The 17,365-nt window shown below is 63.3% G+C and carries 14 protein-coding genes; 6 read left to right on the top strand and 8 right to left on the bottom strand.

Annotated elements, in window-relative coordinates; all coding sequences use genetic code 11:
• Window positions 1-27: 27 nt before the first annotated feature.
• The 3 genes from AC3RCG_RS04185 to AC3RCG_RS04175 form a co-directional block, all read right to left on the bottom strand.
• Window positions 28-444: an SRPBCC family protein gene (locus tag AC3RCG_RS04185; RefSeq protein WP_492404108.1), complete on the bottom strand. Its 417-nt coding sequence runs from the start codon at window positions 442-444 to the stop codon at window positions 28-30.
• A 140-nt stretch (window positions 445-584) separates the two neighbouring features.
• On the bottom strand, window positions 585-1,283 hold the full coding sequence (locus AC3RCG_RS04180) for a dienelactone hydrolase family protein (protein WP_492404110.1): 699 nt from the start codon (window positions 1,281-1,283) through the stop codon (window positions 585-587).
• Window positions 1,284-1,372: 89 nt separating this feature from the next.
• A complete protein-coding gene (locus AC3RCG_RS04175; protein ID WP_492404112.1) occupies window positions 1,373-4,315 on the bottom strand; it encodes a DUF6701 domain-containing protein in 2,943 nt (980 codons plus the stop codon).
• Between the two features lie 115 nt (window positions 4,316-4,430).
• On the opposite strand from AC3RCG_RS04175, the gene AC3RCG_RS04170 reads away from it, so the two are divergent.
• A complete protein-coding gene (locus tag AC3RCG_RS04170) occupies window positions 4,431-5,435 on the top strand; it encodes a GlxA family transcriptional regulator (RefSeq protein ID WP_070312576.1) in 1,005 nt (334 codons plus the stop codon).
• 12 nt (window positions 5,436-5,447) lie between these two features.
• Here AC3RCG_RS04170 and AC3RCG_RS04165 read toward each other — a convergent pair whose 3' ends face one another.
• Together AC3RCG_RS04165 and AC3RCG_RS04160 are read right to left on the bottom strand one after the other, a co-directional pair.
• Window positions 5,448-5,681, bottom strand: coding sequence for a hypothetical protein (locus AC3RCG_RS04165; protein ID WP_070217733.1), 234 nt, complete (start codon window positions 5,679-5,681; stop codon window positions 5,448-5,450).
• Between the two features lie 116 nt (window positions 5,682-5,797).
• Window positions 5,798-6,904 (bottom strand): S-(hydroxymethyl)glutathione dehydrogenase/class III alcohol dehydrogenase, encoded by a 1,107-nt coding sequence (locus AC3RCG_RS04160; protein ID WP_070217735.1) that lies wholly within the window; start codon window positions 6,902-6,904, stop codon window positions 5,798-5,800.
• A 216-nt stretch (window positions 6,905-7,120) separates the two neighbouring features.
• Between AC3RCG_RS04160 and AC3RCG_RS04155 the strand changes: the two genes are divergently transcribed.
• The 3 genes from AC3RCG_RS04155 (at window position 7,121) to AC3RCG_RS04145 (ending at window position 10,005) form a co-directional block, all read left to right on the top strand.
• Window positions 7,121-8,572: a PQQ-dependent sugar dehydrogenase gene (locus tag AC3RCG_RS04155; RefSeq protein ID WP_070217737.1), complete on the top strand. Its 1,452-nt coding sequence runs from the start codon at window positions 7,121-7,123 to the stop codon at window positions 8,570-8,572.
• Between the two features lie 132 nt (window positions 8,573-8,704).
• Window positions 8,705-9,148 carry a thioesterase family protein gene (locus AC3RCG_RS04150; RefSeq protein ID WP_070217768.1) on the top strand — a complete coding sequence of 148 codons (444 nt, stop codon included), beginning with the start codon at window positions 8,705-8,707 and terminating at the stop codon, window positions 9,146-9,148.
• Window positions 9,149-9,219: 71 nt separating this feature from the next.
• Complete coding sequence (locus AC3RCG_RS04145) at window positions 9,220-10,005, top strand: substrate-binding periplasmic protein (RefSeq protein ID WP_083287435.1); 786 nt, start codon at window positions 9,220-9,222, stop codon at window positions 10,003-10,005.
• Here the strand turns inward: AC3RCG_RS04145 and AC3RCG_RS04140 are convergent, their stop codons facing one another.
• Window positions 10,006-10,548: a DUF3016 domain-containing protein gene (locus AC3RCG_RS04140; RefSeq protein ID WP_070217739.1), complete on the bottom strand. Its 543-nt coding sequence runs from the start codon at window positions 10,546-10,548 to the stop codon at window positions 10,006-10,008.
• A 138-nt stretch (window positions 10,549-10,686) separates the two neighbouring features.
• Window positions 10,687-11,190: a DUF3016 domain-containing protein gene (locus tag AC3RCG_RS04135; protein ID WP_070217741.1), complete on the bottom strand. Its 504-nt coding sequence runs from the start codon at window positions 11,188-11,190 to the stop codon at window positions 10,687-10,689.
• Window positions 11,191-11,624: 434 nt separating this feature from the next.
• Here AC3RCG_RS04135 and AC3RCG_RS04130 point away from each other — a divergent pair, with 434 nt between their 5' ends.
• Window positions 11,625-13,136 (top strand): DUF3369 domain-containing protein, encoded by a 1,512-nt coding sequence (locus tag AC3RCG_RS04130; RefSeq protein WP_070292411.1) that lies wholly within the window; start codon window positions 11,625-11,627, stop codon window positions 13,134-13,136.
• Window positions 13,137-13,658: 522 nt separating this feature from the next.
• Here AC3RCG_RS04130 and AC3RCG_RS04125 read toward each other — a convergent pair.
• Window positions 13,659-15,605 (bottom strand): GAF domain-containing sensor histidine kinase, encoded by a 1,947-nt coding sequence (locus AC3RCG_RS04125; RefSeq protein ID WP_070217744.1) that lies wholly within the window; start codon window positions 15,603-15,605, stop codon window positions 13,659-13,661.
• 185 nt (window positions 15,606-15,790) lie between these two features.
• On the opposite strand from AC3RCG_RS04125, the gene AC3RCG_RS04120 reads away from it, so the two are divergent.
• Entirely contained in the window at window positions 15,791-17,338 is a 1,548-nt protein-coding gene (locus AC3RCG_RS04120; protein ID WP_070217746.1) for a C13 family peptidase, read from the top strand.
• The last annotated feature ends 27 nt before the right edge of the window (window positions 17,339-17,365 follow it).

The raw sequence follows: 17,365 nt of genomic DNA, 5'->3' as shown, positions 1-17,365 counted from the left end.
CCGCTAATCCGACCTACGCTCCTTGATTCAAATCGCCATGATGCGTTTCAGGTCGACGAATGCCGTCTCGTACAAATGCTGGAACGCGCCCACCATGACCTCTTCCACGCCTTCGGCCGCATCGAACTCGCTCGACCATTCGGCCACACAGGAAGCGGCGCCCGGTTCGCCCGTGACGCGCAGGGTGGAACGGTAGTTCTTGACGGGGATCGGGCCCGAGACGATGGTGTAGCTGTAGCTCTTGTCCGCTTCGCTGTAGCTTTGCAGGCGTTCGGCGATGATGGCGCCGTCCGTGGTTTTCAGGCGGCGCACGCGGCCGCCATGCTCGGACAAACTGGTCTTGATGGAGCTCGACCATTCATTCAGCGACTGGAAGCCGCCGATAAAATCCCACACGCGTTCGGCGCTTGCCGCCAATGTTACAGAAACAATTACTTGGGCCATCTTTAATTCGGTTCCTCATCCAGGTTTGCCGGGCGCCGCGCCCGGCCGGCCGGAGTTGCCCGGCACAGCCGCTATTTTAGCGCCCATGCGGCTTTGCTGCTGAGCAAAGCATGGCAACTGGCCAGCCTGGGGTGGCTGCCTTACAGATTTTCCGCCAAGAAAATCAAGGAATTGCCGTGCGCGTGGGCGGCGGCACGCTGCTGGTAGCTGTCGCGGTGGGTACAGTTGAAACCGTGCTCGGCGCCCGGGTAGATATGGATTTCCACGTCTTGCCGGTCTTCGAAGCGCTCGGCGATCGTTTGCACGGCTTCCGGCGGAATATGGCTGTCCTGGCCGCCGAAATGCATGAGCAGCGGCACCTGGATCTTGTCAGCCAGGTCCAGCTTGTTCTGGATGCCGCCGCCGTAATAGGCGATGGCGGCGTCGACCAGGCCGGCCGCGGCCGTTTGAAACGACAGGCGGCCGCCGAAGCAGTAGCCGACCGAGGCGAGCTTGCCCGTCACTTCCGGACGCGCACGCAGGACGGCGACGGTGGCGGCGATATCGGCGTCGGCGTGCGGATTGTCGGTGGCCTGCATCAGTTCGACGGCACGCTTCCAGCCGTCCGCGTCATAGCCGAGTTCGATGTGCGCGCCGGCGCGCCAGAACAGGTCCGGCACCAGCACCACATAGCCATCGGCCGCGTACTGGTCGGCCACGGCGCGGATATGCTCGTTGACGCCGAAAATTTCCTGCAACAGGATGATGGCGGGGCCCTTGCCCACGTGCGGCACGGCCAGGTAAGCCTGGAAAGTGCCGTCCGGGCCGGCGATATCGATCCACTGCGAAGTTGTGCTCATAGAAACTCCAGTCTGAGGTTGGGGGAGGATGCCACAAGCAGGCATGTTACTGGTTTTTCGCCGTGTCTGCGCCCGCCCTTGGTCCAGGCTCAATACATCTCGCGCAGGTAAATCACGGGACCCGATCTGAGGATGCCAAAGACGACGTGCCCCAGGGTGCTGGGCAGGTAATGCAAGCCGCTGACAGACACGTCGACGCTACCCGCCACGCCGGGTGCCAGCAAGACCAGTTGCCCATTGGGTGGAGGCAAGGCGCCTTGCTTGAATGCATAGGTGCCGCCCTGCACTTTCAGAACGCCATTGCACGCGCCAGCGCCCGAGGTAAATCCCTTGCCGCAGTTGGCTAGCGTGACCCCGGCACTCCCGAACTGCGTGACGCTATCGGACACATTGCCCAGCCAGCCGCTATTCCAGTATTGCACCTGTACGGGCAGGCGTATCGGCAGGCGCTCGGAACCGTAGCTATGGGGCACCATGATGCGGCCCGTAAGTATGGTCAGCTTCGCTTCCGTGCCGGCATCGGACGGCGCCGACGTCACGGCGGTGCCGCCGGCATAGGTAGTGGTGGCACGGAACAGCACGTCGGTCGGCGGCGCCAGCGCGACCGTACCGGCCGGTACCGCAAATGCGCCGGGAAAGCGGTAGGCGATCTGGCTGCTGGCCACGCCCGCCGTGAAGCTGGCCGGCGCGATGCCCGTCACGGTCGTTTGCGCGGCAGTCCCGTCGCTCAGCCGGCTGCCCGACGGCGCCGCCGGCGGAAAGACCGTCAGGCCCGTGGCGGCATCGTAGGCGCGCAAGGCCACCTGGGCCGTCAGGGCCGTGTCGCGCCCGTCGAAGTTGAGCGTCGTCCCGTTCGCGGCATTCTGCGCCGTGACGCGCAGCTTGAACGGCTGCTGCGCATAGATGAAACTGCCCGCCGCGCAGGACAATGGCGCCTTGCAAGGCATGGGCTCAGTGCCAGGCACCTCCGTGACGAAGTGGTGCGGGATGAATTGCACGCTGTTGCTGGCGCCCGTGGTGAACGGCGGGATGACGCCGTTGACGGCGGGCGGCGGGGCCCCGAGGTAGGTGGCCATCGTCGCCGTAAACTGGATGGTGCCCGCTTCCGCCCAGCTCAGGTTGCTGGCGGTGCCGATGCCGTTGTTAAAAGTCAGGCTGCCCGCGACTGCGGGGTTGGCGGCGCCGGAAAAGGTGGGCGCGACGAGACTACTGCCCAGCAGCACCGTCTGCGCCGTCGTTTCCCTGCCAAAATTGGCCGTCACGGCGTCGGCCACGTTCACGGCCGACACGCTGATGCGGGTGGCGGGCGCCACGGGCAACGCGGCCAGGCCCGCCCGCTGCGGCGTGGCGATGGCGCTGAACACGAAACGCCGGGGCCCCACGATGACAGTGCCGCTACCCGTCATGGTCAGGCCGCTGTCGCTGCCGCTGGTCGGGGCATACGTGGCCGTCAGGCCCAGTGCGCCTGCATCGGCGTACAGCATGTTCGGCGTGGCCAGGCCGTCGGCATCGAAGGCCAGTTGCACGGGCGCACCGGTCGCGCTGCAGGCGCTGCCCGCGTTGGCGGCCAGGGGTTTATACGTGCCATCCTTGTCCTGTATGCGCGCGGGCAAGGTGCCCGTGCCGGGATTGGCGTAGTTGCAGCGCAGCTGCAAGGTCTTGTTCTGGTTGGCAAACAAGGGTACGCAGGCGCGCGGGTTCGACGGCGACACCTGCAGCGCGCTGATGGCGATGGGCCCCTCGGCCTCGGCATAACGGGGGAGGCCGCTCACCTGCAGCGCGCTGCTGACAAATGCCATCTGACAATTGGTCACGCTGCCGTCGACGCTGCTCTTGCAGACCAGCGCCCCCGTCGTCGCCGGCGTGCTGCTCAGGCCCAAGGGAACGTTGCTGGCCGGCGTGGTCTGCGCCACGCTGGACGCGGCCGTGCCTGTCGCCGGTAGGGTCGCGTTGAGTTGTGCCACGGCGCCGCCCGGCGTCAGCGTGACCTGGGCCGCGCCCGTGTAGACGGTGCTGCAGGCCGCGTCGGCGCAGGCCGTCACGGTCACGGGCGCGGGCGCACAGCTGAGCGCCGAAGGCGGATGCGTGATCTGGAAGTGATCCGGCCCGGCCTGGGTGCCCGGGCCGCACTTCGGCCCCATCGGCTCATTGAAAGCCCAGCCGCTGTTGTTCGTCACGCAACTGCACGGGTTCGACGGCGTGTACGCCTTGCAAGTGATCGTCTGCTGCACGCGGCCCTGCCAGCCCAGGGTGATGTGATCGACCTTGGCGTTGCCCGTGATATAGGCGTTGGACGAGTCGAGCGTCACCTCGCCGGCGTCCACATTGCCCTTGATGCCATTGCCGGAAGCGATCGACAAGGAATTGCTGGCGTCCACGTTGCCCGTGACGAGCAGGCCCGATGCCTTCAAGTCGATCGTCGGCGATTTCAGATTGCCCGTCACCTGGCTGCCGGAACCGATGGTCAGCGAGGTGGTCGCCGTGATATCGCCCTGGATGCGGGTACTGGAAGCCAGGATATTGACGACGGTGCCGCTGATGGGACCGTTGATGACGGAACCCGAAGCGATTTCCACCGGGCCCTTGGCGCTGATCTTGCCAGTCACCTTGACGTTGTTCGAGCCCATCTTGATGGTGGTGGCGGAAATATTTGCCGTAATGGTCTGTTCCTGCGCGCCCATGAGGAAAGTGCCTCCCTCGGCGCTCAAGCTGCCCCCCGTCACTTTCAGGTTCGACGGATTGATGTCCTTGATGTCGAGATTGCCCTTGACCGTCAGCGCGGCATTGCCGCTCATCGTCAAGCCCTGGTTGTAGCTCATCGCCAGGGAACTGTTGACCGTCACGCCATACGCGCTGCCGATGACGATGACGTCGGTGGAGCCCAGCGCCAGCGAGGCGCACGTGTATTGCAAGCCGTCCGTGCTCAGGCTGCAGCCGCTGACGGTGCCGCCATTGAAGTTGAGCGTGGCCGCGTGGGCAAGCGAGGAGCCCAGCAGCAATGTCAGGGCGGCAAAAAAGTGAAGTAAGCGCACGATATCGAGGAATCCGGTGGGTGGGGAGCCAGCGGGCGCGCGGATTATTCCATGCTAATCTACGCCATCGCTGTTATTGCATTATGGCAGTATTTATCTCCTTCACGCATATCGCATGATCAAGCAAAGTCCCAAAGAATTTCCCCTGCGCACCGTCGACATCATCGTCTACCCGGGCTTCAAGGCGCTCGAAGCTATCGGCGCCATGAAAGTGTTTGACTACGCCAACACCCATTTGCGCCTGCGCAATCTGCCTGGAGGCTACGACGTGCGCATCGCCTCGACGGCCATCGGCCCCGTCGAGTCGGACACCCTGATGTCGCTGCACGCGAGCAAGGCGCTTGACGCCAGCCGCCTGCCCGACCTGGCCGTCATCGTCGGCTGCCACCACGTCGAGCAAGTCTTGCAGGACATTCCCGCCCTGGCCGCCTGGGTGGCCGAGGCGGCGCCCCGCATCGATACGCTGGCGGCGCTGTGCACGGGCTGCTTCTTCCTGGCCGAGGCCGGTGTACTCGACGGCAAGAGCGCCGCCACGCACTGGAGCGCCGTGGACAGCCTGCGCCAGCGCTACCCCCAGATACAGGTCAATGCGGATGCGATTTTCGTGCGGGAAGGGAAATTCTGGACGTCGGCCGGCGTGACGGCCGGCATCGACCTGGCGCTGGCCCTGGTGGAAGACGATTTCAGCCGCGATATCGCGCTCGAAGTGGCGCGCGACCTGGTCGTGTATCTGAAGCGGCCCGGCGGCCAGTCGCAGTTTTCCGTCCACCTGTCGAGCCAGATGACGACGCATCCCACCATCCGCCAGTTGCAGGGCTGGATCATGGAGCATCTTGCCGACGAGCTCACGGTGCCGCTGCTGGCAGCCAGGCTGGCCATGAGCGAGCGCAATTTTACGCGCGTCTTCCAGCGCGAAACGGGCACCAGTCCCACGGAATTCATCGACACGGCGCGCTTCGAAGTGGCGCGCCGCTTACTGGAAGACAATGTGTCTTCCTTAAAACAGGTGGCCGTGCAGGCGGGTCTGCACAGCGAGGACAGGCTGCGGCGCCTGTTTCAAAAGAAACTCGCCATCACGCCGCGCGACTACCGCGAGCGCTTTTCCAGCACGGCGCGCTAGGCGCAACGAAGGTCAGCGCGGCTTGCCGTGACGCACGTGGCGCGTGGCCACTTGGCGGCTTTGCCGGGCCAGCGGCGTGAACATCAGCGCACACAGCAGATAGGTGGCCAGCAGCGCCAGCCAGATGGCGGGCGTGGCGAGGATGGCGACATTGCTCCACCACAAGGCCAGCAGGGAAGACAGGGCCGCGCCGAGGAAGACGGGCAGCATGCGGCGCAAGGTCGCGAGATAGGCAGTGGCAAACATGGACGGCTCCCAAAGCAAGACATGATGTCTTCACACTAGCAGGGGCAGGCAGCGAAGTACAGCCTGCCGCCCAACCCCGTCCGTCAAGTGTTGCGCAATGAGGACATCCGATACGATTAGTACAACACGACGGAACGGATCGATTCGCCGCTCTTCATCAGGTCGAAGCCTTCGTTGATGCGTTCGAGCGGCAAGCGGTGCGTGATCAGGTCGTCAATGTTGAGCTTGCCTTCCATATACCAGTCGACGATCTTCGGCACGTCCGTGCGGCCGCGTGCGCCGCCGAAGGCGGAACCGCGCCATTCGCGCCCCGTCACCAGCTGGAACGGACGCGTGGAAATTTCCTGCCCGGCCGCCGCCACGCCGATGATGAACGATTTGCCCCAGCCCTTGTGCGTGCACTCGAGCGCCTGGCGCATCAGGGTCGTGTTGCCCACGCATTCGAACGAATAATCGGCGCCGCCGTCCGTCAGTTGCACGATGGCGTCGACCACGTTGTCCACTTCGTTCGGGTTGATGAAATGCGTCATGCCGAACTTGCGCGCGATGGCCTGGCGCGCCGGGTTGATGTCCACGCCGATGATTTTATCGGCGCCGACCATCTTCGCCGCCTGGATCACGTTCAGGCCGATGCCGCCCAGGCCGAACACGGCCACGTTAGCGCCCGCCTCGACCTTGGCCGAGAACAGCACGGCGCCCACGCCCGTCGTCACGCCGCAGCCGATGTAGCAGACCTTGTCGAACGGCGCGTCTTCGCGGATTTTTGCGAGAGCGATTTCCGGCACGACGATGTAATTGGAAAAGGTGGACGTGCCCATGTAATGGAACAGCGGCTGGCCATTCAGCGAAAAGCGGCTGGTGGCGTCCGGCATCAGGCCGCGGCCCTGGGTCGAACGGATGGCCTGGCACAGATTCGTCTTTTGCGACAGGCAGAATTTGCACTGGCGGCATTCCGGCGTGTACAGGGGAATGACGTGGTCGTCCTTTTTCAGGGTCGTCACGCCCGGGCCCACGTCGACGACGACGCCGGCGCCTTCATGGCCGAGAATGGCAGGGAAGATGCCTTCCGGATCGGCGCCGGACAAGGTGTAGTAATCGGTATGGCAAATGCCCGTGGCTTTCAGCTCGACCAGTACTTCGCCGGCGCGCGGGCCGGCCAGGTCGACTTCTTCGATGGTCAGCGGGGCACCCGCCTTCCAGGCAATCGCGGCTTTGGTTTTCATGGGGTGTCTTCCTGCTCGGTTTCAGATGCGCCATTATCGGACGCCGGTGAGCGGGGCGGCGCAAGGGACCCCGCGCTTGTCTGAAAACGCGGCGCATTTGTCCGATGGCGCCGCACGTTTGTGCCAGCTCAATCTTCCCGCCCTACAGACGCGCATTCTTGGCACAAGCCCAGCACCGATCGAGCAGCCATTGCCGCGTTCCCGCAGGAGACTGACATGCGCCCTTTCCTTCACCGCTCTGCCCGCCCCTGGCTGGCCCTGCTGCTGGCATGCTGCCTGGCCCTGCTGGCCGCCTGTGGCGGCGGCCATCACCACCCTGTGCCCGGCGCGACCACGGGCGATCTGACCGTCACCATCGGCGGCTTGCCGGCCGGCGTGGCGGGCGCCGTCACGGTCACGGGGCCTGCGTCGTACAGCAAGACATTGACGGCCACCACCACGCTCACCAGCCTGGCGCCCGGCGCCTACACCATCAATGCCACCAGCGTGGCGCAAGGCACGGGAAGCCTGGCGCCCACGCCCGTCACGCAACAGGTGCAAGTCAATGCGGGCACCACGGCCAGCGCCAGCGTCCTGTATGCGGCGGCCGCGCCGCTGGCCCTGCGCCTGCAGGAAGTGGCCAGCGGCTTGAGCTCCCCCCTCTTCCTCACGGCGCCGCCCGGCGACAGCCGCCTTTTCATCGTGGAGCGTCCCGGCCGCATCCGCGTGGTGCAGAACGGCAACCTGCTGGCCACGCCCTTCCTCGACATCAGCACGCTCACCACCACCAGCGGCGAACGGGGCTTGCTGTCGATGGCCTTCCATCCGCAGTACGCCAGCAATGGCTATTTTTTCATCTACTACACCAACCTGGCCGGCGATATCGTCATCGAGCGCAGGCAAGTGTCGGCCGGCAACGCCAACGTGGCCGATCCCCTGTCCGCGCTGACCATCCTCACGATTGCCCACCCCACGTTCAGCAACCACTATGGCGGCTTGCTCAGTTTTGGGCCGGAAGGCTATCTGTATGCGGGCACGGGCGACGGCGGCGGTGGCGGCGACCCGCCCCGCAATGCGCAAAACACGAATGTGCTGCTGGGCAAGCTGCTGCGCCTGGATGTCAACGCCAGCACGGTAGGCCAGCCTTACGCCATTCCGCCCGGCAACCCATTTACCGGCACGGCGGGCGGGCGCGGAGAAATCTGGGCCTACGGCTTGCGCAATCCGTGGCGCTACGCCTTCGACGTGCCGGCCCAGCTGCTGTACATCGCCGACGTGGGCCAGGCCAACTGGGAGGAAGTCGATGTGCGTCCCGTGGGCCAGGCGGGCAACAACTATGGCTGGAACATCATGGAAGGCGCGCACTGTTACAACAGCGCCAGTTGCAATCAGGCGGGTCTGGTATTGCCCGTTATCGAATACGACACCGGCAGTGCGGGCAACTGCTCCATCACGGGCGGCTATGTGTACCGGGGCACGGCCTTGCCGGAACTGGCGGGACAATACCTGTATTCCGACTACTGCGGCGGCTGGCTGAAAAGTTTCAGCTACAGCAATGGCGCCGCCTCCGCTGTGACGGACTGGGGCATCACGAACGTGGGCAACATCCTGTCGTTTGGCCAGGATGCGCAAAACGAGCTGTACATGCTGAGCGGCACGGGCAAGGTGTACCGGATTGTCCGTAAATAAGCATAGGCCAGTCAGCGTGCGCAAGCAGTCATGGCAGCGCACGCCTGAGGCGGTGTTTTTCGACGGGGCACGGCGAACCGGCTAGAATTGGATTTTTTCGCCGCGCCCTGCGCACCAGCCCAAGAGAACACCATGGCCCGTTTGAAACTTGAATTCCCCGAAGACCAGTACTGCTATTCCTCGCAACTGACGGTACGCACGACGGACATCAACGCCGGCAACCATCTCGGCAACGATTCCATGATTTCCATGATTTCCGAGGCGCGCGCCCGCTTCCTGTTCGAATATGGCGTGCGCGACATCGAAGCGGACGGCACCGGCATCATCGTCACCGACCTGGCCACCACCTACCGCGCCGAAGCCCATGCGCGCGACCAGCTGCTGTTCGAAGTGGGCGTCATGGATTTCAACAAGTATGGCGGCGACATCACCTTCCGCATCACGCGTCCGCGCGACAACACCCTGATCGCGATGGCCAAGTCCGGCTTTGTCTTCTTCAACTACAAGCGCAGCCAGGTCGTGCCCATGGCGGAAGAGTTCGCAAGCAAGTTTCCACTGGTGAACTGGATCGATTGAAGGATCGATTAAACGGGCCGTCATGCCGCCATGCTGTATGCTTATCAGGAAGACATTAAATCTGGAGCGGCATGCAATCAGCAATCACGGCAAGACTCTGCCTGGCCCTGGCCCTGTTGGGCATGTTGCCGCCCGCCCTGGCCGCGCCGCAAACCGTGATCCTGTACGGCGACGATGACTATGCGCCGTACAGCTATGTGGAAAACGGCGCTTTCAAGGGCATGTACATCGATATCCTGCGCCAGGCGGCCAGCCGGATGCCCGGGTACCGGCTGGAACTGCAGCCGCGCCCCTGGAAACGGGGGCTCGATGCGCTGGAAAAAGGCAAGGTTTTCGGCTTGTTCCCGCCCGGACGCAAGACGGAACGGCCATACGTGCAGCCGTACTCGGCCATGCTGCACCGCGAATCGGTGGTGCTGTTTTGCCATGACGCCGTCATGCGCACGCCGCGCACGCACTTCCCGGCCGACTTTGCGGGCCTGACCATCGGCGTCAACACAGGATTTTTACTGTCAGAAAAGTTAATGGCGCCCGCCCGCCAGGGGCTGCTGCGCCTGGATGCGGCCAAGGGCAATGAGGCGAATCTGAAGAAACTGGCCCTGCGGCGCATCGATTGCTACGCCAGCGACCGCGGCGCGGCACGCCATACGGCGCGCCGGCTGCAAGGCGAACTGGCCGGCTACGGTTTTCACTTGCGCGAAGTGCTGGAACTGTCGTCCGAAGCCACCTACATCGCCTACAGCGCGCGCAACACGCCTTCCTACAAGACCGATTTCATCGAGAAAATGAATGCCGCCCTGCTTGCCATGCGGCAGAACGGCCAGCTGGCGCACATCGAAGACGCTTATTTGCGTTGATTACCTGCGCTGAACGGCGCGCGGCTGCAAGGTCAGGACGGGACTGCTGCGGCCCTGGGGCTTGACGCCGAAGGTATTCTTGAACCACTCGTCGATCATGCGCTTTTCATAGCGCAAGGCATCGTTGCTGGAATAACGGTTGATATGTTGCAAATAGGACATATCCGACAGATAAGCGTTGCCGCTGGCAATGACTTTGCCATGCTGCTCGAGCGTATAGCGCAAGCGCAGGCGCGGCCAGTCAGCACGGCCCGTCATCACGCGCACATCGAAGGCGCCGCGGCGGGCCGGGTCTTCGCGTCCCGCCAGGTCGACATCGGTGATTTCGATCCTGAGGTCCTGACCGGGGGGCAAGCTCTTGCCCAACCAGCTGAAGTGATCCGCCAGGCCCGCCAGCACCTGCTCCCTGTCGCGCGAGCTGAACGGCACGTCAGAATAGTCGTCGGGTTTTTCGAACGTCACCTGGACGCCCGCCCAGGCACTGCTGCCCGCAGCCAGCGCCAAGGCGGCTATCCATGTTTTCGCCATCGTGGAAATACGCATATGCCTTCCCTCCAGAAAGTTCACGGCCCGGCGGCAGCTCCATGCCGGCCTCTGCCTACCCTGCCTGACTATAGCCTGAAGTGAACATTTCCGTAGCGCAATACGTTTCGCGTGGCGCCACGCGGCTGACCGGGCCGCTTACTTGCGCGCGTGGCGCTTTACCTTGATGCCAAAGGTATCGGCATACCAGTCATCGATCATCAACTTTTCATAGCGCAACTTTTCATTGCTGAAGTAAGGATTGAGACGGGTCAGGTACGACATGTCGGACAGGGCAGCATCGCCGCTGCTGATGACCTTGCCATCCTGTTCCAGCACATAGTGCAGGCGCATGCGCGGCCAGTCGACCCGGCCGTTCATGACGCGGATATCCTGGCCGGCACGCAGCGATGGATTTTCACGTCCCGCCAGGTCCACGTCCGTGACGTCGATTTTCAAGGTTTGCCCGGGCGGCAGCGAGGCGCCCAGTTTCTCGAAATGCCGGCTCAGTTCCTTCAATACCTCGTCACGGTCCTGCGGGTTGAACGGAACGTCCGTGTATTGATCCGGTTTGCTGAACCGCACTTCAGTTCCTGCCCAGGCCGCGCTGCTGGCCAGCAAGGCCAGGCCGGCGATCAGGGCGCGCGTCGTTTGCTTTTGCATGATGTACCCTTTCAGGAAATGTGAGTGGCATGGAGCCACTTCTTATGCCTGTCCAATATAGCGCGCTCCAGTCCCTTCTGGCGCGTAATTCATACCTTGTTACTTTTCCGGTTTTTCGCCAAGAAGGAAAGACGCCGTATTTTTTTGCAGATTCATTAGCAATATTAATTAAAACAAAGTATTGTCTTGAAAATATAGTTGCCTAAGCGATAAAGTATAGATAGTGTAGACAGCATGGATTTAAAGTGCTTTTTTAGCACGTGTGTTGCATGATTTTAGTCAATTGTTCTTGCTTATTGTTAATACTTAGCGGTCGGTCTACAATCGACAGAATGCGCCCGAAAAACGCGCAACGCCGGTCATGGCGCACAGGAATTCCTGGCGCGGGCGTCTCAGCATTGCGTCAGTTATGCCTTTTAGCGGAACTCGCCCTTATGTCATTTTTGTCATCTGCATCGCCCAAGTTACCTCCCTGGAAAGTCCTGCTCGTCGATGATGAACCCGACATCCACGACATCACCGAACTCACGCTGAGCCGTTTCCGTCTCGAGGGCCGCGCCCTGAGCTTTGTGCATGCGTACAGCGGCGCCGAGGCCAAGCAGGTGCTGGCGCGCGAAGAAGGCATCGCGCTCGTCTTCCTCGACGTGGTGATGGAACGCGAAGACAGCGGCCTGGAGGTGGCGCGCTGGATGCGCGAAGACCTGGGCAACCAGTTTACGCGCATCGTGCTGCGCACGGGGCAGCCGGGACAGGCGCCGGAAGAACGGGTGATCGTCAACTACGACATCAACGACTACAAGGAAAAAACCGAGCTCGACCGCACCAAGCTGTTTACCACCACCTTTGCCGCCCTGCGCGCCTACCGCGACATCATGAAGGTGGAAGAGGCGCGCCAGGCCCAGCTGCACTACCGCGAAGGCCTCGAGCGCGTCATCGCCGCCTCGGCGCACATTTTCAAACAGCGCAACCTGCGCGACTTCGCCAGCGGCCTGCTGCAGCAAGTCGTCGCCCTGCTGCGCCTGGAAACGAGCATGCTGCTGCGCCTGCGCGGCGCCAGCGCCATCACGGGCGAGCAGGACTATGAAATCCTCGCGCAGATCGGCGACCATGAAGCCGATGGCGGCATCCTCAGCCCGTCCCTGCTGTCGCAGCTGGACGACGCCAAGAGCAATAAAATTTCGCGCCTGCATGGCGACACCTATGTCGGCTATTTCCCCAACAGCAGCGGCAAGGCCTCCCTGCTGGTGCTCAAGGGCGTGGAAGAGATTTCCGACCTCGACGCGCAATTGCTGGAAGTATTTTGTTCCGGCGTGGCGATCGCTTTCGACAACATCCTGCTGACGCAGGAAATCACCGACACCCAGGCCGAGCTGATCCTGCGCCTGGGCGACGTGGTCGAATCGCGCTCGCACGAAGGCGGCAACCACGTGCGCCGCATGGCCGAAGTGTGCCAGCTGCTGGCGCAGGCCTCCGGCATGTCGGAAGAGGAAACCATGGTGCTGCGCCACGCGGCGCCCATGCACGACATCGGCAAGATTTCCACGCCCGATGCCGTGCTGCTGAAACCTGGCAAGCTCGACGCGGCCGAGTGGGAAATCATGAAGCAGCATCCGACGGTGGGCATGTCCATCCTCGACGGCTCGCAGCGCCCGCTCTTGAAGGCGGCCGCCGTGATCGCCCACCAGCACCATGAAAAATTCGACGGCAGCGGCTACCCGCAAGGCCTGGTGGGCGAAAACATCCACAAATACGCGCGCATCGCCGCCGTCGCCGACGTCTTCGACGCCCTCATGCACAAGCGCTGCTACAAGGATGCCTGGCCATTGGAACGCGTGGTCAGCTACCTGCGCGAAGTGAGCGGCAGCCATTTGGACCCGCAGTATGTGGAGTTGCTGATTGCGAACCTGGACGAGGCCCTGGCGCTGAATCAACGTTTCCCCGATTAAAAGCTGGCGGTGGTGTCGGATTACGCGGCCTTGCCGCTAATCCGACCTACCTGGCTGGCGTTGAATCAACGCTTCCCTGATTAAAAGCCGGCGTAGGTCGGATTAGGCCGCAGGCCGTAATCCGACACCACCACCGGCCACGCCAACGGTGGTGTCGGATTACGCGGCCTTGCCGCTAATCCGACCTACGTGGCATGCCTTGAACTAACGCTTCCCCGATAAAAAGCTGGCGTAGGTCGGATTAGGCCGCAGGCCGTAATCCGACACCACCACCGGCCACGCCAACGGTGTTGTCGGATTACGCGATCTGCACACCAGCAAAACACGCCTCGGCCCAAGCCCCCAACACAGGTATTCCGGGCCAAGCGAGCCTGAAAAATGTCGAGGGCAAGGCGCGGCGACGCAGACAGTACGCATGTACGGCAAGGAGCCGCAACGCCGCCATCGGCATTTTCTCAGGCCCGCGTCTCCGGCCCGCCGTTTTTAGCCTAGCCGCCGGCGTCGGATTACGCGGCCTTGCCGCTAATCCGACCTACGTGGCTCCAGCGGAAAGCGTATCTTGTAATGCAACCCCATCCCCGGCGCACTGACCACCTTCACCGTCCCGCCCAGCGGCCCCGTCACCAGGTTGTACAGGATGTGCGCACCGAGGCCGCTGCCGCCCGAGCCCCGCTTGGTCGTGAAGAAGGGATCGAACAACTGGCCCAGGGTGGCGCTGTCCATGCCCATGCCGTCGTCGCTGTAGTCGAGTTCCAGCATGTCGCCAGCCGTCCTGGCACTGATCTTGATCCTGCCCGGCTCGCCTTCCGCAAAGCCGTGCACCAGTGAATTGACCACCATGTTCGTGACGATCTGCGAGACGGCGCCCGGATAGCTGCGCAGTTGCACCTCGGGCGCGCAATCGATCTCCACCTTGACCGGCTTGCCCTTGAGCTTGGGTTGCAAGGACAGCAGGATTTCATCGAGGTATTTGCGCAAGTTAAAGCTGCGCAGCTCATCCGAGGACTGGTCCACGGCCACCTGCTTGAAGCTGCGCACCAGCGCCGCGGCGCGCTGCGTGTTGGTCGTCATGATGCGCAGGGTCTGGTCGATGATGTCGAAAAATTGCCGCAAGCCGTCTTCATCGAGCTGGCCGCCGTCCAGGTCTTCGCGCGTGAGCTTCAATTCCTGCACCAGGTGGCTGGTGGCCGTCACGCAGATGCCCAGCGGCGTATTGATTTCATGCGCCACGCCCGCCACCAGGCGTCCCAGGGATGCCAGCTTTTCCTGGCGCACCAGTTCCGACTGCGCTTCCTGCAAGGCGCTCAAGGCGCTGTTCAGGGCCGCATTCTGCTCTTCCAGCGCTTCCTTGGCCTGGCGCATGGCGCTGTCGGCCTGGATGCGGGCCATCGCCACGGCCACATGGCTGGCCATGAAGGCCAGCACGTCCAGTTCCGCCTGCCCATACACGACGGATTCGTCGTAGCTTTGCACGATGATCACGCCATACTTTCTCTCGCCCAGCAGCATGGGCGCGCCCATCCAGCTGGCGATGCCCACATTGCCCAGCGGCTCGTCCATCTCGCCGCTGGCCACCAGCGCCGCATAGCTGTCCGCATCCAGCAGGCACGCCTGCCGGCGCGCCAGCACATAGGAACTCATGCCGATGCCGTAATGAAAGCGTTTTACGGGCGCCTGCGCATCTTTCTCGTCGACGAAATACGGGATCGTGATGTCCTTGTTGTCCGGGTGGTACAGGGCGATGAGGAAATTCTTTGCCGTCACCAGTTCGCTGATGATGGCGTGCAGGCGCGCATACAGGGTCGTCGCGTCGGCCGCCTGCGCCGACAGGTTGGCAATTTCATACAGCGCGTGCTGCAGATTTTCCGCGCGCCGGCGCTCGGCCACCTCGTGCGCCAGCAGGGCCGTGCGCTCCTGCACCGCCTTTTCCAGCCGGTCCATGCTTTGCATGCCTTGCAGGGCGCTCGACACGTGCGTGGCGATCAGCGCGAACAGGGCCTGGTCTTCCAGGCTGAAGCGGTGCTGGGCGTCGTAGCTCTGGATGACGATGGCGCCGAGCACCTGGTGCTGCTGGTCCAGCAGCGGGCAGCCTATCCAGTGCTCGGCCGCCGTGCCGCCGCCCCAGGCGCCGCCGCCGATGGCGCGCATGGCGTCGTCGTCGGCCGTCATCACCAGCTGCTTGCGGTTGACGATGACCCATGCCGTGGGCGACTGCGCGGCGCTGGCCAGGCGCACACCCTCGTCCGGATCGGGCGCGGCGTCGAATTCGTCGACAAAATACGGGAAGCGCACGAGGCCGTCGTCGCGGTCGCTGAGCGCCACGTAAAAGTTCGCCGCATACATGATGCGCCCCAGCGCCGCATGCACCGCCTGCAGGAATTCGCTGATATCGCTGCAGGTGCTCGAGCGCTGCCCGATTTCCAGCAACACGGTTTGAACGGCTTCCAGGCGGCTGAGACGGCTTTCCATGGGTGACTATGTACCTTGTGCAAGTATATGTTCTGAAAATCAATATTATCAGTTCAGCCCAGCCTTGGCACGGCATAAAACGCAGAATCTTGCCTTGAGCGATAGCAACACTCGCCACGCGCGCATTTGCCACCTGGCCGATACAGTGGCAGACTAGGCCCCTTCCTACAGACCAGACCGTCCTCATGACTGCCACGCTACGCGCCTCGCTTCGCCCCTACACCCTCGCCGGCCTGCTGGCCTTTGCCGCGCTGGGCATGCCGCCATTGTGCGCCGCGCCAGCCAAGGCGCCGGCGGCGGAAACGGCCGATGGCGGACGCTATTTCGGTCCCCTCGTCGCGGGCAAGATGCACGGCCAGGGCCGGCTCGAATACGCGAGCGGCGCGTTTTACGAAGGGGGCTTCGCGCGCGGCGTGTTTTCCGGCCAGGGCAAGCTGCGCCAGGCGTCCGGCGTCGAATACACGGGCGCCTTCCGCCAGGGCGCCTTCGACGGCATCGGCCGCTACACCTCGCCCAAGGGCGAAATCTATGCGGGCAGCTTCGTCAACGGCAGCTTCGAGGGGCAAGGCCGCTTCCAGGGCGCCGACGGCGCCACCTTCGAGGGCCATTTCAAGCACTGGCGCCCGCACGGCGCCGGCAAGCTGACCGACACGGACGGCACCGTCTTCGAAGGCGAATTCGTCCAGGGCCAGGTGCAGGGCAAGGCGAAGGTCACCACCAGCGACGGCATCCATTATGAAGGCGAGCTGAAAGACTGGAAATTCGAGGGCGAAGGCGTGCTGCGCACGGCCGACGGCGACGAATACCGGGGCGGCTTCAAGAATGGCCAGTTCGACGGCAAGGGCGTGCTGCGCTATGCCGTGGCGCAGGCGGACGGCCGGCGCGAAGACAGCGGCAACTGGACGGAAGGCCAGCTGGACGACCCGGCCGCAGACAAGCTCACGCGCGACAATATCGAGCTGGCCCTGTACAACCAGCGCAGCCTGCTCGACGGCGCCCTGGCCCGGATCGCGCCGCGCGATGCGGCGAAAAAGATCAATCTGTACCTGCTGGGCGTGGCCGGCGATGGCGCGCAGGAAGTGTTTCACCGCGAAACAGCCTTCGTGCAGCGCCAGTTCGACCGCGATTACGGCACCGTGGGCCGCTCCTTGATGCTCGTCAATAGCCGCAACACGGTGGCGCAGCAGCCGATGGCCACGCGCACCAGCATCGCCGCCAGCCTCGACGCCCTGGGCGCGAAGATGGACAAGGCCAACGACATCCTGTTTTTATTCCTCACCAGCCACGGCTCGCCCGAGCACGAACTGGCGCTGGCGCAAAACGGCATGGACTTGCACAGCCTGCCCGCGCAAGAGCTGGCGGGCATGCTCAAGCACAGCGGCATCCGCTGGAAAGTCATCGTGATCTCGGCCTGCTACGCGGGCGGCTTCATTGCGCCTTTGAGAGATGACAACACCCTCATCATCACGGCCGCGCGCAGCGACCGCACCTCGTTCGGCTGCGACGACCAGAACGATTTTACTTACTTCAGCGAAGCGTATTTCAAGGAAGCCTTGCCCAAGAGCGCCGGCTTTGCCGAGGCCTTCGACAAGGCCAAGGTGCTGGTGCAGGCGCGCGAGGCGGCCGATTTCCTCGAAGGCGGCATGGAGGCGGAAGAGCATTCCGAGCCGCAGCTATTCCAGGGCAAGGCCATCGCCGCGCAGCTGAAGGCGTGGCGCGCCCAGCCACGCTAAGCGCTACTTTCTGTACAATAGGCGTCA

The organism is Janthinobacterium sp. GW823-FHT01H08, assembly GCF_058797855.1.
This window is presented reverse-complemented; position numbering and strand designations above follow the sequence as displayed.

Coding starts and splice junctions, on each gene's coding strand:
- AC3RCG_RS04185 (WP_492404108.1), bottom strand. CDS start 444: ATGGCCCAAGTAATTGTTTCTGTAACATTGGCGGCAAGCGCCGAACGC.
- AC3RCG_RS04180 (WP_492404110.1), bottom strand. CDS start 1,283: ATGAGCACAACTTCGCAGTGGATCGATATCGCCGGCCCGGACGGCACT.
- AC3RCG_RS04170 (WP_070312576.1), top strand. CDS start 4,431: ATGATCAAGCAAAGTCCCAAAGAATTTCCCCTGCGCACCGTCGACATC.
- AC3RCG_RS04165 (WP_070217733.1), bottom strand. CDS start 5,681: ATGTTTGCCACTGCCTATCTCGCGACCTTGCGCCGCATGCTGCCCGTC.
- AC3RCG_RS04160 (WP_070217735.1), bottom strand. CDS start 6,904: ATGAAAACCAAAGCCGCGATTGCCTGGAAGGCGGGTGCCCCGCTGACC.
- AC3RCG_RS04155 (WP_070217737.1), top strand. CDS start 7,121: ATGCGCCCTTTCCTTCACCGCTCTGCCCGCCCCTGGCTGGCCCTGCTG.
- AC3RCG_RS04150 (WP_070217768.1), top strand. CDS start 8,705: ATGGCCCGTTTGAAACTTGAATTCCCCGAAGACCAGTACTGCTATTCC.
- AC3RCG_RS04145 (WP_083287435.1), top strand. CDS start 9,220: ATGCAATCAGCAATCACGGCAAGACTCTGCCTGGCCCTGGCCCTGTTG.
- AC3RCG_RS04140 (WP_070217739.1), bottom strand. CDS start 10,548: ATGCGTATTTCCACGATGGCGAAAACATGGATAGCCGCCTTGGCGCTG.
- AC3RCG_RS04135 (WP_070217741.1), bottom strand. CDS start 11,190: ATGCAAAAGCAAACGACGCGCGCCCTGATCGCCGGCCTGGCCTTGCTG.
- AC3RCG_RS04130 (WP_070292411.1), top strand. CDS start 11,625: ATGTCATTTTTGTCATCTGCATCGCCCAAGTTACCTCCCTGGAAAGTC.
- AC3RCG_RS04125 (WP_070217744.1), bottom strand. CDS start 15,605: ATGGAAAGCCGTCTCAGCCGCCTGGAAGCCGTTCAAACCGTGTTGCTG.
- AC3RCG_RS04120 (WP_070217746.1), top strand. CDS start 15,791: ATGACTGCCACGCTACGCGCCTCGCTTCGCCCCTACACCCTCGCCGGC.